The sequence below is a fragment of the Sphingobium sp. AP50 genome (genome assembly GCF_900109095.1).
In the GTDB taxonomy this organism is placed as follows: domain Bacteria; phylum Pseudomonadota; class Alphaproteobacteria; order Sphingomonadales; family Sphingomonadaceae; genus Sphingobium.
On the sequence record NZ_FNYZ01000001.1, the window covers coordinates 913,914 to 934,686 of the forward strand.

General features: G+C 63.9%; 21 protein-coding genes. 14 read left to right on the forward strand and 7 right to left on the reverse strand.

Translation table 11 applies throughout. The features are described 5' to 3' along the window. Positions 1-7: 7 nt before the first annotated feature. From BMY84_RS04595 to BMY84_RS04610, 4 genes are all read left to right on the forward strand, one after another. A complete protein-coding gene (locus BMY84_RS04595; RefSeq protein WP_093081031.1) occupies positions 8-1,099 on the forward strand; it encodes a YncE family protein in 1,092 nt (363 codons plus the stop codon). A 100-nt stretch (positions 1,100-1,199) separates the two neighbouring features. Continuing rightward, entirely contained in the window at positions 1,200-2,189 is a 990-nt protein-coding gene (locus BMY84_RS04600) for a hypothetical protein (protein WP_093081034.1), read from the forward strand. A 105-nt stretch (positions 2,190-2,294) separates the two neighbouring features. Further along, the gene (locus tag BMY84_RS04605) at positions 2,295-4,010 is read left to right on the forward strand and encodes an ABC transporter ATP-binding protein (RefSeq protein WP_093081037.1); all 1,716 of its coding nucleotides are present in this window, start codon (positions 2,295-2,297) and stop codon (positions 4,008-4,010) included. Then, positions 3,988-4,683, forward strand: coding sequence for a subtilisin-like serine protease QhpE (locus BMY84_RS04610; protein ID WP_256215051.1), 696 nt, complete (start codon positions 3,988-3,990; stop codon positions 4,681-4,683). Before BMY84_RS04605 ends, BMY84_RS04610 begins: the two co-directional genes overlap by 23 nt. 16 nt (positions 4,684-4,699) lie before the next feature. Here the strand turns inward: BMY84_RS04610 and BMY84_RS04615 are convergent, their stop codons facing one another. From BMY84_RS04615 to BMY84_RS04625, 3 genes are read right to left on the reverse strand one after another with little or no spacing between them, the layout of a single operon-like run. Further along, a complete protein-coding gene (locus BMY84_RS04615; protein WP_093013272.1) occupies positions 4,700-4,876 on the reverse strand; it encodes a YegP family protein in 177 nt (58 codons plus the stop codon). Positions 4,877-4,900: 24 nt separating this feature from the next. Continuing rightward, positions 4,901-6,004, reverse strand: coding sequence for an NAD(P)/FAD-dependent oxidoreductase (locus tag BMY84_RS04620; RefSeq protein WP_093081044.1), 1,104 nt, complete (start codon positions 6,002-6,004; stop codon positions 4,901-4,903). After that, positions 6,001-6,981, reverse strand: a complete 981-nt coding sequence (locus tag BMY84_RS04625; protein WP_093081046.1) for an alpha/beta fold hydrolase — start codon at positions 6,979-6,981, stop codon at positions 6,001-6,003. Before BMY84_RS04625 ends, BMY84_RS04620 begins: the two co-directional genes overlap by 4 nt. Positions 6,982-7,031: 50 nt before the next feature. On the opposite strand from BMY84_RS04625, the gene BMY84_RS04630 reads away from it, so the two are divergent. From BMY84_RS04630 to BMY84_RS04665, 8 genes are all read left to right on the forward strand, one after another. Further along, positions 7,032-7,505 carry an A24 family peptidase gene (locus BMY84_RS04630; RefSeq protein WP_093081049.1) on the forward strand — a complete coding sequence of 158 codons (474 nt, stop codon included), beginning with the start codon at positions 7,032-7,034 and terminating at the stop codon, positions 7,503-7,505. A 51-nt stretch (positions 7,506-7,556) separates the two neighbouring features. Next, entirely contained in the window at positions 7,557-8,570 is a 1,014-nt protein-coding gene (gene cpaB, locus BMY84_RS04635) for a Flp pilus assembly protein CpaB (protein ID WP_093081051.1), read from the forward strand. 1 nt (position 8,571) lies between these two features. Continuing rightward, a complete protein-coding gene (locus tag BMY84_RS04640) occupies positions 8,572-10,050 on the forward strand; it encodes a type II and III secretion system protein family protein (protein ID WP_093081054.1) in 1,479 nt (492 codons plus the stop codon). Positions 10,051-10,065: 15 nt separating this feature from the next. Then, complete coding sequence (locus tag BMY84_RS04645) at positions 10,066-10,734, forward strand: CpaD family pilus assembly protein (RefSeq protein ID WP_093081056.1); 669 nt, start codon at positions 10,066-10,068, stop codon at positions 10,732-10,734. A gap of 1 nt (position 10,735) precedes the next feature. Beyond that, positions 10,736-12,025, forward strand: a complete 1,290-nt coding sequence (locus tag BMY84_RS04650; RefSeq protein ID WP_093081059.1) for a nucleotide-binding protein — start codon at positions 10,736-10,738, stop codon at positions 12,023-12,025. Positions 12,026-12,078: 53 nt separating this feature from the next. Continuing rightward, the gene (locus BMY84_RS04655) at positions 12,079-13,077 is read left to right on the forward strand and encodes a type II secretion system F family protein (RefSeq protein ID WP_093081060.1); all 999 of its coding nucleotides are present in this window, start codon (positions 12,079-12,081) and stop codon (positions 13,075-13,077) included. Positions 13,078-13,096: 19 nt separating this feature from the next. Further along, positions 13,097-14,086 (forward strand): type II secretion system F family protein, encoded by a 990-nt coding sequence (locus tag BMY84_RS04660; RefSeq protein WP_093081063.1) that lies wholly within the window; start codon positions 13,097-13,099, stop codon positions 14,084-14,086. A 128-nt stretch (positions 14,087-14,214) separates the two neighbouring features. Beyond that, complete coding sequence (locus BMY84_RS04665) at positions 14,215-14,634, forward strand: DUF2147 domain-containing protein (RefSeq protein ID WP_093081065.1); 420 nt, start codon at positions 14,215-14,217, stop codon at positions 14,632-14,634. A gap of 104 nt (positions 14,635-14,738) precedes the next feature. Here BMY84_RS04665 and BMY84_RS04670 read toward each other — a convergent pair whose 3' ends face one another. Beyond that, positions 14,739-16,043, reverse strand: coding sequence for a lipopolysaccharide biosynthesis protein (locus BMY84_RS04670; RefSeq protein WP_093081068.1), 1,305 nt, complete (start codon positions 16,041-16,043; stop codon positions 14,739-14,741). A gap of 111 nt (positions 16,044-16,154) precedes the next feature. On the opposite strand from BMY84_RS04670, the gene BMY84_RS04675 reads away from it, so the two are divergent. Beyond that, the gene (locus tag BMY84_RS04675) at positions 16,155-16,925 is read left to right on the forward strand and encodes a phosphocholine cytidylyltransferase family protein (protein ID WP_093081070.1); all 771 of its coding nucleotides are present in this window, start codon (positions 16,155-16,157) and stop codon (positions 16,923-16,925) included. Between the two features lie 230 nt (positions 16,926-17,155). Here BMY84_RS04675 and BMY84_RS04680 read toward each other — a convergent pair whose 3' ends face one another. Genes BMY84_RS04680 through BMY84_RS04690 form a run of 3 tightly spaced genes read right to left on the reverse strand, consistent with a single transcriptional unit; the run spans position 17,156 to position 19,781 of the window. Beyond that, positions 17,156-17,593 (reverse strand): HIT family protein, encoded by a 438-nt coding sequence (locus BMY84_RS04680; RefSeq protein WP_093081072.1) that lies wholly within the window; start codon positions 17,591-17,593, stop codon positions 17,156-17,158. Next, the gene (locus tag BMY84_RS04685) at positions 17,590-18,693 is read right to left on the reverse strand and encodes a CDP-alcohol phosphatidyltransferase family protein (RefSeq protein ID WP_093081074.1); all 1,104 of its coding nucleotides are present in this window, start codon (positions 18,691-18,693) and stop codon (positions 17,590-17,592) included. The genes BMY84_RS04680 and BMY84_RS04685 overlap by 4 nt, the downstream gene beginning before the upstream one ends. Beyond that, positions 18,690-19,781, reverse strand: a complete 1,092-nt coding sequence (locus tag BMY84_RS04690) for a glycosyl transferase (protein WP_093081759.1) — start codon at positions 19,779-19,781, stop codon at positions 18,690-18,692. The genes BMY84_RS04685 and BMY84_RS04690 overlap by 4 nt, the downstream gene beginning before the upstream one ends. Before the next feature lie 203 nt (positions 19,782-19,984). Here BMY84_RS04690 and BMY84_RS04695 point away from each other — a divergent pair, with 203 nt between their 5' ends. Further along, positions 19,985-20,773, forward strand: a complete 789-nt coding sequence (locus BMY84_RS04695; RefSeq protein WP_093081762.1) for a succinate dehydrogenase iron-sulfur subunit — start codon at positions 19,985-19,987, stop codon at positions 20,771-20,773.

The window sequence follows — 20,773 nt, forward strand, 5'->3', positions numbered from 1 at the left end:
GCGCGCCATGCAGACATATCGCACCCTGATCGCCGCCGGGCTTGCCGCGCTGGCCGCGCTGCCGACCTCCGCCGCCACCCTGTTCATGGGCAGCTATCCCGACCAGTTGCTGATCTTCGATGAAGGCAAGGCGGCAGTGACCGGCAAGCTGAAGCTCGACACCGGCTTGCCGACGTCGATGGTCCGGTCGGACGATGGCAAGCGCATCTATGTGACCACCATCACCACCAGCGGGATCGAGGTGGTGGACACCGCAACCCGCAAGATCATCACTAAGTTCAGCCTGAACGAGGGCACCACCCGCTATCGCTTCTGGGGCGGGGCGGCGGACCCGACCGGCCGCTATTTCTACACGGTCGTCACCCGCTTCGACAAGGAAGTGGACCGCTACAAGGTCAGCAAGCCGATGTATGCGGTGATTGACCTCAAGCTGCAAAAGATCACCCGGACTGCCGAACTGGACAAGGAGGATGAAAAGTCGGCAGGCGGCTATCGCGCGTCGCTCAAAGTCTCGCCCGATGGCAAATATCTCTATCTGTTCGGCGAAAAGATCCTGATCCTCAACCTTGCCGACATGAAGGTGGTGGACCGCATCGACTTGGCCAAACCCGAAGGCACGGGTCTGGAGAATGTCGGGTTCGGCGGCGCGCTCGATACCATGCGTACCCCCGGCCAGTTCGTGTCGCTGTTCAACGCGGCCGACCCCTATATCCATAACAAGATGTTCGGCGTCGCCCGCTTCGACCTCAACACCCGGCAATTCGCCTTCACGCCGATCGGCCCCGCGCCGGCGGCGATGGCGGGGCTGGAACTGACGCCGGACGGCAAGCAGGCCTATACCGTCGTCACTAACGGGACGCTGGGCGCCAAGCGCTGCGAATTCTGGCATATGGACATGACCAGCAACGAAGTGGTCGACAAGGCGGAATTTCCCTGCCGCTCGCGCTTCCGCTTCGGCATGTCGATGGATGGCAGGAAGCTCTATATCTACGGCGCCAGCTACGACATCGAAGTCTATGACGCCAAAACCCTGAAGCTGGAAGGCAGTTGGGATCTCGGCAACGACACCACCGGCGCAGGCATGGTCGCGGTGGAATGATAGCCAGCACAACCTCCGTTCGTTTCGAGCATGTCGAGAAACGTGAAGCGCTGTCTTTGCCGCTTCTCGACTGCGCTCGAAGCGCACGGAGCTTAGGGCAATGAAGACCGTCGCCATCCGGGGCAGCGGCATCGCCGCCAGAGGATGCGCCCATATATTGACAGGCGCGGGCCTTCGGGTCGCAATCGAGGATGTCCGCCGCCCGTCCGTGCCGACGATCATGCTGAGCGATCCGGCCCTGAGCCTGGTCCGTGGCGTGTTCGATCGGCCGGACCTGTTTATCGACCATCCGCGCGTCAGGCGGCGCATGGTCGCCTGGGGTGGTGCGCCGGTCATGGTGCGGCATGGCGCGGTGCTGACCTCGGAAGATCAGGTGCAGGCGGCCTTGTCCGCTGTTGCCGATGCGCCTGTCATGCCCGCCGATTTCACCATCCACACCGCATCGCCCCTGCCGCTGGGCGATATGCGCATCTTTGGCGAGCGCCACGCGGTTGCGGCGAAAGTGAAGCTGCGTGCCGACGCCTGCGAGGAGGAGGCCCGGATCGAGGCCGTGGCGGATGGCTGGCTCTATCTGGTGCCGGCCGAACCGGAGATGGGCTGGCTGCTGGGCGTCGGCGGTTCGATCGACAGGCTGCTGGGGCAGAGCGCCCTCATTGCGCCGGTGGTCGACGCGGCGGCGGCGGCCGCGCCCTTTCTGGCTGCGCCGCGGCTGCACATGCCGCTGCATGGCGCGGACTGGCTGACCTGCGGGACGGCAGCGCTCGGTTTCGATCCGATCTGCGGCGACGGCACCGCGCAATCTGTGCGGGAAGCGATATTGGCGGCGGCCGTCGTGACGGCCATTGCCGAGGGAGGCGATCGCGCGGCGTTGCTAAGCCATTATCAGTCGATGCTGATTGCCGCGATGCGCCGCCATCTGCTGCTCTGCGCGCAATTCTACGCCAATGGCGGGCAGGGGGACTGGTGGCGTGCGCAGCATGACGCGCTGGTGAAGGGGCATCACTGGTGCACAGCGCTGCTCGCCAAGATGCCCGAACCGCAATTTTTGCTCGACGGTTTTCGTTTGGTGCCAAGGCAGGCAGCGGCATGATGAATATGCATTTCGGTCATCGTCATTGCGAGCGCAGCGAAGCAATCCACCGAGCGACATTGGATTGCTTCGCTGCGCTCGCAATGACGAAAAAGGATTGCTGAAATGTCGTCCGGCGCCAGCGAGCGGACGCCGCCGCCTGTCGCCGAATGGCGGACCTATCGCCGACTTGCGCCCTTCCTGAAACCCTATCGCGGCGCGTTGCTGGTCGTACTGGCGATCAGCCTGCTCTCGACCTTGCTGGGTCTGGCGCAACCCTATCTTTCCAAGCTGATGATCGACCAGGCGCTGCTCAAGCGGGACATGAGCGCGCTGGTGCAGATTGCGGCGATCATGATCGCCGTCACCATCGCCGGCTTTGTCGTCAACATCCTCGCCAGCTATCGCTATGTCGCGCTGTCCGCCGCGATGCTTTACGATATTCGCACGGCGCTGCTGCGCCATCTCCAGACCCTCTCGCCGCGTTTCTATGGCAGCTTCCGCCTTGGCGACCTCGTCTCGCGCATGAACAGCGACGTCAGCGATGTGCAGCGCATCGCTTCCGACACACTGCTCTCCGTGGTCAGCAACCTGCTCTTCTTCGTCGGTTGCGTGGCGATGATGCTCTGGCTCGACTGGCGGTTGTTCCTCGTCAGCGTCATCCTCGTTCCCGCCAGCCTCGCCACCTTCTCTTATTATCAGCGCCGCCTGACCGCGCTCACCCGCGACATGCGGGAGCGGGGGGCGGACCTTGGCAGTCTGCTGGTCGACACGGTGATGGGCATGCGCGTCATCGCCTCGCTGCGCGCGGGCGAGCATGAAGTCGCGCGCTTCAAGGCGAAGAATGATGCCTTCATCGGCGCGATGCTGAAAATGCAGGTCGCCTCCTTCATGACCGGCGCGCTGCCCGGCACGCTGATGACGGCGGCGACATCGGCGGTGATCCTCTATGGCGGCTGGCGCATCATCGAAGGCGGCATGAGCATCGGTACGCTGGTTGCCTTCATGACCTATCATATGCGGCTGCTCTCGCCGATCCAGGCGCTGATGGGCCTGACCTCCGGCCTCGCATCGGCGCGCGTGTCACTGGGCCGCATCTTCGAACTGTTCGACACAAAGCCGGACGTGATCGAACGGCCGAATGCCTTGCCACTGGCACAGGCGGGCGAACTACGGTTCGATCGGGTAGCGATGCGCTATGATCGGGACGCCGTGCTGCGCGACATCGACCTGAAGATCCCGGCAGGCAGCCTCTGCGCCATTCTTGGCCCTAGCGGTGCGGGCAAATCGACCATGGCCGACCTGATGGTCCGCTATCTCGATCCCGACAGCGGACGCATATTGGTGGACGGCCGCGATTTGCGTGATTGCCGGTTGGACGATCTGCGGCGTGAAGTCATTCTGGTCGATCAGGCGCCCTATCTGTTCAACGATACGATCGCCGCCAATATCGGCTTTGCCCTGCCCGATGTGTCGCGCGAGGCGATCGAGACCGCCGCCCATGCCGCCGGACTGGATGGATTCATCGCCAGACTGCCCGATGGCTATGACACGCGAGCGGGCGAGCGGGGCGCCGCGCTGTCTGCCGGGGAACGGCAACGGATCGTGCTGGCGCGCGCCTTGCTGCGGAAGCCCGGCATTCTGATCCTGGACGAGCCGACTTCCGCGCTGGACGGCGACACCGAAGCGTTGATCGCCGGCCGCCTGCGCGGCGCGTTGCCCGACGCCACGATCATCGTCATCACCCATAAGCCCGCGCTGGCCGACATGGCCGATCATGTCATCCGACTGGAGGACGGGGGGGCGACCATGACCGCGCGTGTCGAGCCGGTTCATGCCTGATCCGGTCCGCATCGCCATCATCGACAGCGGCGTTCATCCCGATCATCCGCATATCGATCCCGCGCGTCTGCTGCCCGGCATCGCGATTGCCGGGGACGGCGCGATCAGCGAAGGCGACACTATCGACCGGCTCGGTCATGGCACCGCCGTCACCGCCGCGATCCAGGATCAGGCGACCGATGCGCTGTGCCTGCCGATCCGGGTTTTTCACGACACGCTGCGCACGACGGCGCGGGCGCTGGTCATGGCGATCGACCGGGCGGTGGCGGCGCGGGTCGACCTGATCAACCTCAGCCTCGGCACGACCAATCCGGCACATCATAATCTGTTTGCCGCGGCGGCCGATCGCGCGCGGGAGGCTGGCATATTGATCGTCGCCGCGCGGGAAGCGGAGGGAGCGCCCTGTTATCCGGGAAGCCTTAATCAGGTGCTGGGCGTCTCGCTCGACTGGGATTGTCCGCGCGATCAGTACAGGCTTCGTGACGGCGAAGTGGACGCCTCCGGTCATCCCCGCCCGATCCCCGGCGTGGAGCAGCGGCGCAATCTTTATGGTGTCTCCTTCGCTGTCGCCAACATGAGCGGGATATTGGCGCGGAGCGACAGGGAAGAAGTTGCGCATTTCCGTGATCGGGTGATGGCAAACGCTACCACCCGATCGATCCTTCAAAAATAGTCTGGGATGGAAGCGACTATTCCGCCTCTTCCACCGGCGCGCCGGGACCGTTCTTCAGGACGGACTCGATGGCGTTGCGGGCGCCTGCCTTGCTGGCATAGCCTTCGGTCCAGAAGATGACTTCGCTATTATATTTGAACTTGGCGACGAACTCGCCGGCCTTGTTCTTTTCGATCACGAATTTGTGCGCCATGGCTTTCTCTCCGGACTCGTTTCGTCAGCGAAACCGGGTCGGAGAATAGGCCTGCGAATCCAGGCTGGCAATGGCGGGCGGAAGGGGCGTGCCGGTGATCAGTGATCGGGCCAGAACCGCAGCGGCAGGCGCGGTCTGGATGCCGAAACCGCCTTGTCCAGCGAACCAGAAAAAGCCCGGTGCCGAGGGATCGAAGCCATAGAGCGGCGCCCGGTCCGGGGCGAAGCTGCGCAGTCCGGCCCATTTATGCTCGACCTTGCCGACCCGCCAGTCGACAGCTTCCTCGAACCGGGCGATAGCCTGCGCCACCGCCAGTTCTTCGGGCGCGGCATCGCAGGGCGGGGAGGGTTCCTCGTCATGCGGGGTCAGCCAGATGCGGTCGCGCCCCTCCGGCTTGAAATAGAAGCGCGAGGCCAGATCCATGATCAGCGGCATAGCGGGGGAGGGGAGGTCCGGCACGCTGATCTGCACCACCGTCCGTCGTAGCGGGGTGATCCCGATCGGCGCCACGCCGCAGGTGATGGCGACGGCATCGGCCCAGGCGCCGGCCGCATTGATCAGCAGGCCGCACTGGACAGGCCCGTCGCGTGTTTCGATCCGCCATCCCGTGCCTTCGCTGCGCGCTGCCTCCAGCCTGCTCGCCAGCCGGATTTCGCCGCCGTGCCGTCGGAACTGGCGCAGATAGGCCTGATGTAATGCGGCGACGTCGATATCCTGACAGCTCGCCTCCATCACGCCGAGCGTCCAGTCCGGCCGCAAGCCCGGCACGACGTCCGCCGGATCGACGGTCTGAAGCTCCACACGCCCGGCGAAACTGTCCAGCAGCGTGTCACGCAGCGGTTCGTCGCCTGCCCGCCCGATATGCAGCGTGCCGCGTGGCGACAAAAAGCTGCCGTCGTGAAAATCCGGGTCTGGGCTGCCCAGCATTGGCCCTGACAGGGTGGTCAGCGGCTGAACGATCGGCCCGCCATAGCTTTCTTCCCAGAAGGCGACGGACCGGCCGGTCGCATGATAGCCCGCCCGATCCTCCATCTCCAGAATCACGACCTTCGCATGGGCGGCCAGTTCCGCGCCAAGGCTGGCGCCGGCCATGCCGCCGCCGATGATCACGATGTCGGGATGGGTCAACGGCCGCTTTCGTCCAATGCAGTCTCGTCCAGAAAGGCATCGATCCGGGCTAGCGCATCGAGCCGGACCGGATCGAGTTCGCGCAGGATTTCATGCGCGGCTTCAGGCCCATAGAGATGCAGGCGCGCGCCGGCAATGCGCGCCGCGACTTGCCGGATGACCGGTGTGGACACCAGTTGGTCGATCCGCGTCGCCAGAATCAGCAGCGGTGTCGTAATGCGGGCGACCGCATCGCCATGCGCCAGTCCCCATGTCGACTCGAGCGCCTGTAGCACCCAGGTCCAGCTTGGCGGACCCAGCGCGATCTCCCGGCTATGATCGCGCCACCAGATTTCGTCAGCATAGCGATCCGGGTCATGGGTCAGCCTTTTCTGACGGATGCGGCGCAACCGCTCCGAATTTTCCTTCTGCGTCCAGGCGCGCTTTTCGCCATGGCCCAGCGCGATCATGGTCTTCGCCATCGCCACTGCCAGCCAGCGCGGCATCGGCGCCGTGTGCAGGCCCAGCATCGGCGCCACGGCCACGGCGGCGTCGGGCGGCGTCATGCCTTCGGCCAGCGCCCGGACCAGCATATGGCCGCCCATACTATGGCCGATAATGGCGGTCGGGCCATGACCCTCCGCCCGCCAGTCGGCCGCCAGACCATTGAGATCGGCGATATAGTCGGCGAAATCCCCGATATGGCCGCATAGCGGATCGTCGGTCAGTCGCCCCGATCCGCCCTGTCCACGCCAGTCGAAACTGGTCACGGCCCAGCCGCGCGTCGCCCAGTGATGGATGACCTCCAGATATTTCTCGATCATGTCGCCCCGGCCGCCCAGCACCAGCATCCGGCCGCGTGTGCCGCTGCCCAGCCGATAGCGGCGGATCGCCCAGCCATCGGGCGCATGCCAATAGTCCAGCCGCCCGCCCATCGGCCAGGCGCGGCGGTCGATCGGGAGCAGGGAAAGGGCTGCGGGGAAGTCCGGCGAATCCATGGGTCCCATGGTTACGCTTTGGTAAGCCATATGGTCTAGGCACAAGCACCATGACGGGGGAATTTTTCAGGCTGGTGCTGATAGGCGTTCTGGGGGCGTTGCTGATCCTGGCAGCGATCACGGACCTGCGCGCCCGCATCATCTCCAACCGCCTGAACCTGGCCGTTGCCTTGCTCGCGCCGGTCTGGTGGATCGCCTGTGACCTGTCCTTCTGGCCAGACATGGCGGTGCAGTTGCTGGTGGGCGTGATCGTGTTCGCGCTGTTCGCCGCGCTGTTCGCCGTCGGCATGATGGGCGGTGGTGACGTGAAGCTGCTGGGCGCGCTCGCGCTGTGGTTTCCATGGCAGGCGACGATGACGCTGATCATGCTGATGGCGCTGCTGGGCGGCGTGGTGACGATCGCGACGGTCGTGCACCACAGGATGAAGAAGAAGCCGGGCCAGCCGGAAATTCCCTACGGCGTCGCCATCTCCATTGCCGCGCTGTGGATGCTTGGCGAACGATATCTTAACCAATTTGCGTGATGACTAGGGTGCTGGGGGCTGTGCACCCATTTAAGGGAGGCGAATTTCGTCATGGATGCTAAGAAGATCGTGCTGCTGGTGGGAGCGCTAATCATAGCGGTCACTACAGCCTTGCTTGCGCGCAGCATGTTAAGCTCATCCAGTGCACCGCAGGTGAATGCCGCGAACATGCCGGTCGAAGCTGATCAGCCCCATGTGCTGGTCGCGACCAAGGCATTGCCCGTGGGCACGATCCTGGATGCAGAGAGCTTCCGCTTCCAGCCCTGGCCCAAGGATCTGATCGAACAGGCCTATTATCTCAAGGGGCAGGCCGATCCGGTGAAACTGGCCGGCAGCGTCGTGCGCACCGCCATCACCGCCGGTCAGCCGCTGACGCAGGGCGCGCTGGTGAAGCCAGGCGACCGTGGCTTCCTGGCCGCCGCCCTTGGCCCCGGCATGCGTGCCGTGACGGTGCCGGTGTCGGCGCAAAGCTCGGTTGCGGGCTTTGTCTTCCCCGGTGACCGCATCGACCTCGTCCTGACGCAGAGCGTCAATGGCGGCGGCGATGGCGATCCGCTCAAGGTATCCGAAACCATCCTGCGCAACCTGCGCGTGCTTGCTACCGACCAGCGCATGGATGCGATGGGCGCCGACGGCAAGCCGGAGGTCCGCACCTATTCCAACGTCACGATCGAAGTGACGCCCAAGATTGCCGAGAAGATCGCGGTGTCGCAGACCATCGGGTCGCTGTCCATGTCGCTGCGGTCGATGGCCGACAATGCGTCGGATCTGGATGCGGCGATCGCTGGCACCGATGTCGACCTGCCCGGCAATGCCAATGCGAATGCGGAAAAGGCGATCATCGCCAAGCTGGCCGCTCGCCCGGTCGATCGCGGTTCCACCTATTCGACCGGTGCCGACGTGTCGCGTTACCAGCGCAGCTCGGTTCCGTCCAAGGCGGATGCGCCGATGCCGGTGGGCGTGGCTGCCAATGGTGCGCCGGTTGGCACGGTCGCCTTCAAGGGGCCTGTGATCCGCGTGGCGCGCGGCACCAATGTGACCGAAGTTCCGGTCGGGGGTAAGTGAGATGAAGAGCTTGCACTATCGCGCGCCGCGCTTCGCCGCTCCGGCGATCGCTCTTGGACTGGCCGTCGCGGCCGCCGCCGCGCCCGTCACCGCGCTCAATGCCGCACCTTCCGCCATGCAGGACAATGCGATCCTGCTGTCGGTGGGCGGCAGCCGGGTCGTCAACCTGCCGGCCAAGATGTCGGACGTGGTGATCGCCGATCCTGAAGTGGTCGACGTGCATGTCCGGTCGCAGAACCAGCTTTACCTGATCGCCAAGAAGCCCGGCGAAACTACCGTCTTCGCCACGGCGACCAATGGCAAGGTGCTGTTTTCCGGCACTGTCCGGGTCGGCAACAACCTGACCAGCATCGACGACATGCTGCGTCTGGCGATGCCCGGCGCGAGCATCGCGGTTAACAAGATGAATGGCATGGTGTTGCTGACCGGCACGATCCAGGCGCCCGAAGACGCGGCCGAGGCCGAACGTTTGACCCAGGCCTTCGTCGGCAAGGACGTGACCGTGGTCAGCCGCCTGCGTATGGCGACGCCGTTGCAGGTCATGTTGCAGGTCAAGATTGCCGAAGTCAGCAAGGATCTGGGCCACAAGATCGGCACCAATTTCACCAGCCATGATCGCGGATCGACTGGCGGCGTCATTGGAGGCGGATCGCGCGATTTTGCGACCTATGACAGCGAAAATAGCTCCTGGAGTTTCACGACGCCAACGGATGGCTCCTACAGCATCGGCGGCGTCGCCCGCCTTCTGGGGATGGACATTGCCGGTGCGCTGGACCTGGCGGAATCGAGCGGCCTGGCGACCACGCTGGCCCAGCCGAACCTGACGGCGCTGTCGGGCGAAACCGCCAGCTTCCTGGCCGGTGGCGAATATCCCTATACGGTCAATAATGGTCCCTCGTCGGGCAACAGCATCCAGTTCAAGCAATATGGCGTGCAACTGGCGTTCACCCCGACGGTGCTGGCCGATGGCCGCATCTCGCTGCGTGTCCGGCCGACCGTGTCCAGCCTCGACTTCTCGGTCAATTCGGATGTGCCCGCGCTCAAGAGCCGCACTGCCGAAACGACGGTGGAACTGGGTTCGGGACAGGCCTTCATGATCGCGGGCCTGCTGAATAACGAAACCGGCAATACGATCAACAAGGTGCCGGGGCTGGGTGATATCCCGATCCTGGGCAGCCTGTTCAAGTCGCGCAGCTTCCAGCGCAACGAAACCGAACTGGTCATCGCCGTGACGCCTTATCTGGTGAAGCCGATGAATGCGTCCGACGTGCGCCTGCCGACCGATGGCTATCGCACCGCGACCGAACCGCAGGGCCTGTTGATGCAGCAGGAGTCGGACGGCGTAAGCGGTGCGCGCAGCTATCAGCCGACCCGTGCGCCCGGCGCGCCGGTCCCGGTACCCGGACCGCAGGCGGCGATTGCCCCCCGTAGCGACAAGCCGGCCAAGCCCGGCACGGTCGCCCCCGGCTTCAGCTTCTGACGGAAGGATCAAGACATGACCTCCCCCATCCGTAATCGTCGGTCCTTGCGCACCCTGAGCGCGCTGGCCCTGATGGCCCTGCCGCTGGCAGGCTGCGTCACCGACACGGCCAATCGCAGCGTGGAATCGGTGCATCAGCCGGTCGTCAACTATGCCGCCTACACGTTCGACGTGCAGACCGGATCGAATGGCGGCCTGTCGGCCCCGGAAGCCGGTCGCCTCAATGACTGGTTCGCGTCGATCGGCCTTGGCTATGGCGATCAGATCGCGATCGTGACTGCGGGCGGCTATTACAGCCCGGCAGTGCGCGAAGATGTCGCCAATCTGGTGGCCCGCCACGGCCTGCTGGTGGCGGAGGATGACTCGGCCGCCGCCGGTGCCGCGCCGGCAGGCAGCGTCCGCCTGATCGTGCGTCGCGCCACCGCCAGCGTTCCGGGCTGCCCGGACTGGCACGCCACGCAGGAAACCAATATGAGCCTGGCGACGACCTCCAATTTCGGTTGCGGCGTCAACAGCAACTGGGCGTCGATGGTCGCCAATCCCGAAGATCTGGTCCGTGGCCAGAGCACGGACAGCGACCTGCGCACCGCGACATCCAACCGCGCCATTTCGACCTATCGTGACAAGGCGCCGTCGGGCGCCGGCGATCTCAAGCAACTCAGCGCAGGAGGCGGAGGCCAGTAATATGAACGCTCCATGGAAGCCGGGCGGTCCCGGTCAGCGCGACCCCTTCCACGCCTTCGTGTGCGACGACCATAGTTTCGACCTGCTGCGTGCGGTTGCGGCCGAACTGGGCTGGGCGCCGGAAAAGGTGAACAAGGGCGGCATGCGCAATGCGGTGCAGAGCCTGTCGATCACGGCTTCCCCGCAAATCCTGTTCGTCGACATGTCCGAAAGCGGCGATCCGCTGAACGACATCAACTCTCTGGCCGAAGTGTGTGAACCCGGTACGGTGGTGATCGCTGCCGGGCAGGTCAACGACGTGCGCCTCTATCGCGATCTGGTCGCCAGCGGCATCCAGGATTATCTGCTCAAGCCCTTCGGCGCGGATCAGCTGCGCGATGCACTGGCACAGGCGCAGGCCGTATTCATGGCGCCGCGCGATGCCGGTCCCGAACGCCCGCATTGCACCATGGCCGTCATCGGCACGCGCGGTGGCGTGGGCGCTTCCAGCATTGCGACTTCGCTCGCCTGGATGCTGTCGGAAAAGAAGAAGCGGCCGACCGCGCTGCTCGACCTTGACGTGCATTTCGGCACCAATGCGCTGGCGATGGATCTGGAGCCGGGCCGTGGCCTGACCGATGCGATCGAAAATCCCAGCCGCATCGACGGTCTGTTCATCGAACGGGCCATGGTGCGCGCCAGCGACACGCTGGCGATCCTGTCGGCCGAAGCGCCGATCAGCCAGCCGATGATGACCGATGGCGGTGCCTTCTACCAGTTGCTGGAGGAGTTCCGCGCTGCGTTCGAATGCAGCGTGATCGACCTGCCGCGCAATATGCTGATCCAGCATCCGCACCTGATGACCGACGTGAATGTCGCGCTGGTGGTGGCGGAACTGACGCTGGCGTCGGCGCGCGACACGATCCGCCTTCTCTCCTGGCTGAAGGGCAATGCGCCGCAGACCCGCATTTTGGTGGTGGCGAACCGCGTCCATCCCGGATCGCCGGAAATCAGCCGCAAGGATTTCGAACAGTCGATCGAGCGCAAGCTGGATGTCGTCGTGCCGTTCGACCTGCGCATCGCATCGCAGGCCGCCAAATTGGGCAAGACGCTGGCCGAAACCGCCAAGGGCAGCAAGATCGGCGCGGCCTGTGCCAGCCTGATGGAACAGGCGCTGGGCGCAACCGATGCGGCCGAGGGCGTCGATCTGGGCAAGGGGGCTGCGCGCAAGGGCGACTCCCTGCTCGGCAAGATCGACTTCAGGGCGATGCTGCCTACGCGCCGCAAGGACAAGGCTGCGCTGGAAGACTGATCATCGGCGCTGCCCGACGTGGCGGCGCCCCAGCATGACGAACGGGCGAGACGATGGACGGCAATTTCATCCTGATAATGGTGCTGGTGATGACCCTGATCGGGGTCGTCGCGGTTGCCTTTGCCGGTCCTTCGCCGGACAAGGCGCGCAAGCGCCGCGTCGCGCTGATCCGTGGACGGCATAGCGATTCCGCCGAGGCTCTGCTGGAAGCGCGGATGCGCAAGGCGATCTCCAACCGCATGCCCGGCAATGAAGCCAAGATGCTGGTGTCGCTGATTCCCAATCCGGAGAATCTGACCAAGCGGCTGCGGATGACCGGCAAGAAGTGGACGCTCAGCCAGTATATGACGGGCAGCGCCATCACCTTCCTGTTGATCACCATGTTCCTGATGTTGCGGGGCTTTCCCTTCCTGTTCGCCCTCATGGTCGGGCTGGCGGCGGGTCTGGGCCTGCCGCACTGGTGGGTCGGCCGCCTGATCAAGGGCCGCATCAACAAGTTCAACGCCAAATTCCCCAATGCGCTGGAACTGCTGACGCGCGGCCTGCGGTCGGGTCTGCCGATCGCGGAGACGCTGGGTGTGGTGTCGAGCGAAATTCCGGGGCCGGTGGGCGAGGAATTCAAGCTGATCACCGAGCGTATCAAGATCGGCCGTTCCATGGAGCAGGCGCTTCAGGAAACAGCCGATCGTCTGGGAACGCCCGAATTCCAGTTCTTCGTCATCACCCTGGCTATCCAGCGGGAAACGGGCGGCAATCTGGCGGAAACCCTGTCGAACCTGGCCACGGTGCTGCGCCAGCGTGCGCAGATGAAGCTGAAGATCCGGGCGATGTCGTCGGAATCGAAGGCCTCCGCTTACATCATCGGCGTGCTGCCTTTCCTGGTGTTCGGCATGATCACCTACATCAACTACGATTATATGAGTCCCTTCTTCACCCCCGATCCGGCGGGCGTATTCGGGCTCAGCACCATGCAGGTGATCGGCATCGGCGGCATGTGCTGGATGGGCATCGGCGCTTTCATCATGGCCCAGATGGTCAATTTCGAAATCTGACGGGGAAGGACAAGAGACTATGGACGCCCCGACCCCAGCCGGAACATTGTTCGGCCTGACCGCGACCGATTTCGGCACGCTGCTGGCAGCGCTGGCGACGCTGGCCGTCTTGTTCGCGCTCTATGCGGTGATGACCGTGCGCGATCCGATGGCCAAGCGCGTGAAAGCGCTCAACGAACGGCGCGAGCAGCTCAAGGCCGGCATCACCGCATCGACCGGCAAGCGCCGCGTCAGCCTGGTCAAGAAGAACCAGACGACCGATCATATGCGGTCCTTCCTGTCGAGCCTGAAGGTCTTGCAGGACGACCAGCTCAAGGATGCGCAGATCCGTCTCGCGCAGGCCGGTATCCGGTCCAAGGACTGGGCGGTCGCCGTGATCTTCGGCCGCATGATCCTGCCGATCGTGCTGGGCGGCATGGCCGCGATCCTGCTCTATATCGTCGGCATCGAACCCGAATGGGGTCCGATGAAGCGCTTCTTCGCCTTCGCCGCGGTCCTGCTGCTGTCGTACAAGGCGCCGGACATCTACATCAACAACAAGGTGCAGAAGCGATCGGCCGCGATCCGCAAGGGTCTGCCTGACGCGCTCGACCTGCTGGTGATCTGCGCCGAGGCGGGCCTGACCGTCGACGCCGCCTTCAGCCGCGTGGCGCGGGAACTGGGCAAGGCTTATCCTGAACTGGGCGACGAGTTTCAGCTGACCGCGATCGAACTCAGCTTCCTGACCGAACGGCGCATGGCGTTCGAGAATCTCGCGACCCGCGTGAAGCTGGACGCGGTCAAGGGCGTGGTCACGACCATGATCCAGACCGAGAAATATGGCACGCCGCTGGCCTCTGCGCTGCGCGTGCTGTCGGCCGAGTTCCGGCATGAACGCATGATGCGCGCGGAGGAAAAGGCCGCGCGTCTGCCCGCGATCATGACGGTGCCGCTGATTCTGTTCATCCTGCCGACCCTGTTTGTCGTCATTCTGGGCCCGGCGGCCTGCTCGATCAGCACGGCCTTCTGAAAATTGTACAGGAGAGGGACGCGATGCCGTAGCGTCGCCCCGAAACCCGCCCGTCACGCCCGTAAAAAGGCGGTGGCGGGCGGGCTTTTTCCTGCTTATCTCTGGTCCAAAGATATGGAGTGGATCGCATGAACAAAGCCGCAATCGCCTTTTTCGCCATGGGCGCAGCCATCGCCGCGATGCCGGCGCAGGCCGCTCAGCCCGTCACCGGCCGCTGGGCCACGGTGGAGGGCAAGGCCATCGTCCAGATCGCGCCGTGCGGCCGGGAAATATGCGGCCGGATCGAAAAGATCGTGAAGCCCACGCCCGGCCGCCCGCAAACCGATATCAAAAATCCCGACCCCGCGCTGCAATCCAAGCCGCTGGTGGGGCTGGCTCTGCTGACCGGGTTCAAGGAGGATGGTAGCATCTGGAAGGGGACAATCTATGACCCCGAAAGCGGAAAGAGCTATGCGTCCAAGCTCAGCCGCAACGCGAATGGTACGCTGAAGGTGCAGGGGTGCATCGCCTTCTTCTGCAAGACGCAGATCTGGACGCCGGTGCGGTAAGATTTTATCCGATACGTCATTGTGAGCGCAGCGAAGCAATCCACTGGCGCACCCATGGATTGCTTCGCTGCGCTCACAATGACGATAAGGGGCTGGTCTTGCGATCAGCCCCTTATCGCGCGGCGGCTGGCCAGGCCCATCATGGTGAAGCTGGCCAGCGAGGACAGGATGTTCGCCATCGCCGCGCCCTTCGTGCCGTAGAGCGGCAGCAGCGCCGATTGCAGACCCAGCAGCAGCAAAGTTGCCACGACCGAGATACGCAGCGACAGGCCGGCCCGGTCGGTCGCCATCAGCAGCGGGCGATAGCTGACGCCGATCAGGTCGATACAGGCGGAGACGCCCAGCATCAGCAGAAGCGGATAGGCCGGCAGGAATTCCTTGCCCGCGATCAGACCCAGCAGCGGGTGGCCGATCGTCACGATCAGGCCGATGATCACCGCGCCGGCAACCAGCGCCAGCTTGTTGGTGCGGCGGAACAGGGCGCCCAGCGCTTCCTTGCCATGGGTGCTGGTGCGGGCCAGTTCGACGAAGATGCTGCGCGAGAGGAGGCTGGAAATCTTGGTCAGCGAATTGGCGAGCTGATTGGCGAGGCGATAGAGGCCCGCGCCTGCCGGGCCGACAAAGGCGCCGACGATCAGCACCGCGACCTGCTGACCGATGGAGGACAGGCTGGTTTGCAGGTTGGTGGCGGTCAGGAAGCCGATGATGCCGGGATTTTCACGCCGTGCATCCAGCGCGCGGCCCGCCCGCCAGTTGCCGATCCGGTTGCCACCGACTTTCATGGCGAGATACCAGTAGCTGATCGCGCAGAGCAGTTCGGCAAAGGCCCAGGAGATCAGGAAGCCGGTGATGCCCGGCATCAGAATCCAGGCGGCGACCGCACCGATCATCCGGCCGACCGGGATCATGGTTTCGGCAAAGGCGGCCGAATCGAACCGGTCGAACAGGCGCAGCACGCCGGTCGGGCTGGAGCGGATGGTGATCATCATGACCATGGTGAACAGCCAGACCTGTACGCCCATGCCCGGCCCCAGTTCCAGCAGATTGCCGAAGAACAGGATGATGGCCGCCGCGATCAGTCCGCCCGCCACCGCCGATCCCAGATCGATCAGGATGCAGAAGCGCAGCACGCGGTTCAGCGCGTCGCCATTCCCCTCCGTCAGATGCGGCTGGCCGTAGCGGACGACGATCTGCCAGCTATCGAAACTGACCAGCGCCTTGACCACATTGGCGGCGCTGAGCACCAGCGCGAAGCGGCCGAAATCGGCGACGCCCAGCGTGCGGGTGACGATGGCGAGATAGGCGAGGCTGAGCACAGCGCCCACGCCCTTGCCGCCCAGCAGCCAGCCGGTATTGGCCAGGATGCGGGCGAAACCGTCGCCTGCCGCGCCCGATCCGCGCTTGAACATCACCCGAAAACTGGTCCTTCATAGGGGAAGCACGCCGCGCTTTAGGGCAGCGCGGGATGGAGTGCAAACGCCGCCTTTTTTTCGGCCCAATTGCGCACTAAAGCCCGGCACATGACGATCACCAAAGCCATCATCCTGTCCGCCGGACAGGGCTCGCGCCTCCTTCCGCTGACCCGCGACGTGCCCAAATGCATGATCGACTTCAACGGCCGCACCCTGATCAGTTGGCAGATCGCGGCGCTGGTGGCCAATGGCGTGACCGACATCGTCGTCGTCACCGGCTTCCGCACGGAACGGGTCGAGGATCATGCGCTGCAACTCTATCGCGACACCGGCGCGCGCATCCGCACCGTGTTCAACCCCTTCTTCCAGGTCGCCGATAATCTTGGCACCTGCTGGATCGTGCGGGAGGAGATGGACCGGGACTTCATCATCCTGAACGGCGACACCATCATTTCCGACGAGATCGTCGCGAAACTGGTGAACGGCGCGCAGGATGCCATCACCGTCACCGTCGATATCAAGGCGGACGGCGAATATGATGATGACGATATGAAGGTGAACCGGGATGCCAGCGGCCGCCTGCACCATATCGGCAAGCGGCTGTTGCCGCCGGACACCAATGCCGAATCGATCGGCATGCTGGCCTTCACCGGTGAAGGTCCGGCGATCTTCCGCAACCAGATCGAGCAGATGATGCGCACGCCCGAAGGGGTGGAGCGATGGTATCTGCGCGCCATCGACATCATCGCCAAGGGCAATCGTGTCGGCACCGTCTCGATCGACGGGCTGGACTGGCAGGAGGTCGATTTCCCGCAGGATGTCGAGGCGGCCAACGCCCTGACTGCGAAATGGACCGCCGAAGGCCGCTACGCGAAATAGGATTTCCGGCGCTTAACTTCGCATGTTTCCCGCAAGTTTCGACATATCATTTCCTATTCGGGAATGATTGTTGCGTCGTGGCTTGGCTCATTGAGGGCATGATAGGGGGAGGGTGTGAGGTAGGACAGGCGCCCCCCATTCGTCATCCCAGCGAAGGCTGGGATCTCACTTCTTTTGATCATGCACCTGAAAGACAAGGGAGATGCCAGCTTTCGCTGGCATGACGGGAGTTAGGCTACGACTTTGTCAAACCAGCCCTTCAGCCAGTCGCGCAAACTGTCCACTTCGCTGTCCAGTTTCACCGCCTGGCTGAGGTCCGGTTGCCCCGGCCAGCCAGCGTCCGTCACCGTCACGCCCGCCGCGCTGCGTTTGCCCTCATAGCGGGGGATGACATGGAAATGGACGTGGGGGTCGACCATCATCAGCATCAGATAGTTGATCTTGCTATAGTCTACCGCGCTGATCAGCGCCGCCTCGATCGTGGCGGTGACGGTCTTGAGTTCGGCATGGGCTTCGGCCGGCAGATCGCCGAAGGCGGTCGCGTCGCTCTTTGCCGCCAGTACCAGCGATCCCAAAGTCGGCTGGGCCGGGCGCAGCAGGACGACCCAGCGCTCGAACTCCGCGATCAGGGTGGCGGGGTAGCCGAACTTTTCGATCGTGGCGTTCACAGCGCGGCTTCCGCTTCGTCCATCCAGCTGACGATGGGTTTGCCCGAGCGCTTTACTGCATAGGCCTGCGCCAGCCGCACGGCGTGGACGACCAGCGAGATGATGGTCCACCAGGCCAGCGCGATCAGGCCGATGTCCGGGCGGCCAGCGAGCAGCGCGACGAACAGGATCACCATGTTCGGGTTGCGGCGCGCGGTGATCAGGCGGAACTGGCTGTCAAAGGGGCGCCAGACATGGATGTCCATCTTGAAGTCCTTCAGGAACATCCCCTCGATCAGGCGCTGGAGCACATAGCCGGCGATCACCGCGGTCATGATGAAGGTGAAGGTGCCGCCCGACAGGCCCAGGCCCCAATAGGCAAGGCCGGTGCCCCAGAAATACCACCAGAAGGGCGGGTGAACGAGGTCGACGCCATGGTCGATCACATTGCCCCATTTGGACGAGGTGATGGTGCAGCGGGCCAGCTTCCCGTCCACCGTGTCCAGCACCATGAAGATGAAGCCGGATAGGAAGCCGCTCCAGAACAGCCCCTTGGCGAAGAGGAAGGTGGCGAGCAGGCAGAGGGTGACGCCGATGACCGACACCATATTGGGCGTCATCTTCAATTGCGCGGCGATGCGCGTCAGGATCAGCGCCAGTTCGGGCCAGAGATATTTGGTCAGGACGTCGGTCACGCCCTTATAGGCGCCGAAATAGCTGCGCCGCTCAATCTCCCGCCGGGACGCGGGGGTCAATTCCCGCACCATCGGCTGCTCCAGCTTGCGAAGCTGGCGGTTGTAGAGTTTGCGGCCGTCCGACAGGTCTATGACATGGGGGGCGGTCAGCGGATCGGCGCCCTGCGCGACTTGCCCCACGATCGGCGTGCCCGCCCAGACGAACAGGGTGCCCGGCGTTTCCAGCACGAGGCGCAGCAGCAGCGGATCGAAGGCATAGGTCAGGTTGAAGAGCAGTTCATGGCCCGGCGCGAGCGCGCTGCCATTCTTGGCCGCGCTCTCGGCCATGCGGCGATTGCGTTCGGCATTGGACATGCCCCAGATCGGCGTCGCATTTTCGCCGAGCAGGCGAACGGGGCCAAGGGTGGTGGTGATGGTCTGGCTCATGCGGCACTCTTAGGGGAATTTTGGGTAAGGGCGAAATTCTGGATCAGGTCGGCCTGCCGTACGGAGGCGGGGATCGGCGACAGATCGATCGACTGCTGCATCGCGGCTTCCTGAAGGGCGACGAAGCCGGGTTGCAGAATATTGGCCTGCGCCAGCGCGGCGGGCAGGGCGTCGACGCTGTCGATCACCTGACCCAGACGCCAATGGGCGAAGGCATCCGTCGACCCGTCACGATGGTCGAGGTTGAGGAAGATGCAGGGGCGCGGGTGGAGCAGATATTCATAGACCTGACTCGACACGTCGCCCAGATAGACGTCGGCACTCATCGTATAGCTCATGTCGATCGAATGGCGGCTGCCCATGTCGACGCGGATATGCGGCGCGCTGCTGATGATCGGGGGCACTTTTCGCGCCAGTTTCGTATGCGGGGCGATGATGACGTTCCAGCCCTCCAGCGCCTCCAGCGCGGCCAGCATCGCCGGGCCATGGTTGATCCAGGAGGACAAAGCCGGGTCGAAATGCGGATTATAGAGCAGAACCGGGTCGTCATTGTAGAAATAGCGCTGGCGCGGCGCCTTCAACTCGAATTTGGGATAGCCGCCGACCGCGACATTATCGGGCGCGCACAGGCCGCGATCGATCATGCGGCGGCGATCTTTTTCGCCCGCGACCAGGGTGAGGTCGAAATCGCGGTGCCGTTTTTTGTAGCCGCCCTCCCGATCTCCCGCGCCATGTTTGATCAGGATCAGGCGGGAGCGGAAGCCGGGGACGCGGCGCAGCCAGGCGCTGCTGATCTCGGTCGTCACCAGAGTCGGGAAGCGAGCGATGGTGCAATAGTTGAGCAGCAGGGTCGCGAGCCGTGAAGGCTGGCGGAAGAGCGAGTCGGGGCGGGAAGGGGGGCGGCGCAGGCGGACCCGCGCGAGATAGCCCGCCGGATCATAGCTGGCGACCAGATCGAGAATCTGGTCCGAAGGGGACAGGATGCTGACGCGCATGTCCGGGCGGCGCGCCAGTTCCAGCGCGGCCGGCAGCCAGTGATACAGCTGCTGCGCCTCGGCAATGGCAAGAAAGGCGATGTCGGTCGTCACGCTGAATAGATTCCCACAGATTTCGCTGCCGTAGCGTGGCTGGTGGAGGAAGCAAGCGGCGGGCGAAGGAAGGCTCAGGAATTGCAAGCGATTTGCAACAAGGGTTTAGCGGCAGAAACATGGTCCTCAACGCTGGACCTTTGCAGATTTTTCGTTATGCGGACCCCCAACTGACAGACATCGACGAAGAGGCGCGACGAGCGATGGCCGAATTTGCTTTGCCCAAGAACAGCAAGATTAACGGCAAGGGCGTGACCCATCCCGCGCCTGCCGGCGCGACCAATGTGCGCAGCTTCAAAGTCTATCGCTACGATCCCGACTCCGGTCAGAATCCGCGCTACGACACGTTCGAGATCGATCTGGACAATTGCGGTCCGATGGTTCTGGACGCGCTGCTGAAGATCAAGAATGAATATGATCCGTCGCTGACCTTCCGCCGGTCGTGCCGCGAAGGCATTTGCGGCAGCTGTTCGATGAACATGAACGGCCGCAACGGTCTGGCCTGCACCACCGCGATCGATGAATGCGCCGGCAAGGAAGTGCGCATCACGCCGCTGCCGCACATGGACGTGATCAAGGATCTGGTGCCGGACTTCACGCATTTCTACGCCCAGTACAACAGCATCAAGCCCTGGCTGCAAACCGTCAGCCCCGCGCCGAGCGGCAAGGAGCGGCTCCAGTCGCCCGCCGACCGCGAGAAGCTGGATGGCCTGTACGAGTGCATCCTGTGCGCCTGCTGCTCGACGAGCTGCCCCAGCTATTGGTGGAACAGCGACAAGTTCCTGGGCCCGGCGATCCTGTTGCAGGCCTATCGCTGGCTGGCGGACAGCCGCGACGAATATACCGGCGAGCGTCTGGACGATCTGGAAGATCCGTTCCGCCTGTACCGCTGCCACACCATCATGAACTGCGCGAATGTCTGCCCCAAGGGCCTGAGCCCGGCCAAGGCGATCGCCGAAACCAAGAAGATGATGGTCGAACGGCAGCTGTAA

Excerpts from the sequence above, each read along its gene's own strand:
- BMY84_RS04695 (WP_093081762.1), top strand. The coding sequence starts at position 19,985 with ATGGCCGAATTTGCTTTGCCCAAGAACAGCAAGATTAACGGCAAGGGC.
- BMY84_RS04640 (WP_093081054.1), top strand. The coding sequence starts at position 8,572 with ATGAAGAGCTTGCACTATCGCGCGCCGCGCTTCGCCGCTCCGGCGATC.
- BMY84_RS04595 (WP_093081031.1), top strand. The coding sequence starts at position 8 with ATGCAGACATATCGCACCCTGATCGCCGCCGGGCTTGCCGCGCTGGCC.
- BMY84_RS04615 (WP_093013272.1), bottom strand. The coding sequence starts at position 4,876 with ATGGCGCACAAATTCGTGATCGAAAAGAACAAGGCCGGCGAGTTCGTC.
- BMY84_RS04665 (WP_093081065.1), top strand. The coding sequence starts at position 14,215 with ATGAACAAAGCCGCAATCGCCTTTTTCGCCATGGGCGCAGCCATCGCC.
- BMY84_RS04600 (WP_093081034.1), top strand. The coding sequence starts at position 1,200 with ATGAAGACCGTCGCCATCCGGGGCAGCGGCATCGCCGCCAGAGGATGC.
- BMY84_RS04650 (WP_093081059.1), top strand. The coding sequence starts at position 10,736 with ATGAACGCTCCATGGAAGCCGGGCGGTCCCGGTCAGCGCGACCCCTTC.
- BMY84_RS04660 (WP_093081063.1), top strand. The coding sequence starts at position 13,097 with ATGGACGCCCCGACCCCAGCCGGAACATTGTTCGGCCTGACCGCGACC.
- cpaB (WP_093081051.1), top strand. The coding sequence starts at position 7,557 with ATGGATGCTAAGAAGATCGTGCTGCTGGTGGGAGCGCTAATCATAGCG.
- BMY84_RS04655 (WP_093081060.1), top strand. The coding sequence starts at position 12,079 with ATGGACGGCAATTTCATCCTGATAATGGTGCTGGTGATGACCCTGATC.
- BMY84_RS04605 (WP_093081037.1), top strand. The coding sequence starts at position 2,295 with ATGTCGTCCGGCGCCAGCGAGCGGACGCCGCCGCCTGTCGCCGAATGG.
- BMY84_RS04675 (WP_093081070.1), top strand. The coding sequence starts at position 16,155 with ATGACGATCACCAAAGCCATCATCCTGTCCGCCGGACAGGGCTCGCGC.
- BMY84_RS04630 (WP_093081049.1), top strand. The coding sequence starts at position 7,032 with ATGACGGGGGAATTTTTCAGGCTGGTGCTGATAGGCGTTCTGGGGGCG.
- BMY84_RS04625 (WP_093081046.1), bottom strand. The coding sequence starts at position 6,981 with ATGGATTCGCCGGACTTCCCCGCAGCCCTTTCCCTGCTCCCGATCGAC.
- BMY84_RS04670 (WP_093081068.1), bottom strand. The coding sequence starts at position 16,043 with ATGTTCAAGCGCGGATCGGGCGCGGCAGGCGACGGTTTCGCCCGCATC.
- BMY84_RS04685 (WP_093081074.1), bottom strand. The coding sequence starts at position 18,693 with ATGAGCCAGACCATCACCACCACCCTTGGCCCCGTTCGCCTGCTCGGC.
- BMY84_RS04645 (WP_093081056.1), top strand. The coding sequence starts at position 10,066 with ATGACCTCCCCCATCCGTAATCGTCGGTCCTTGCGCACCCTGAGCGCG.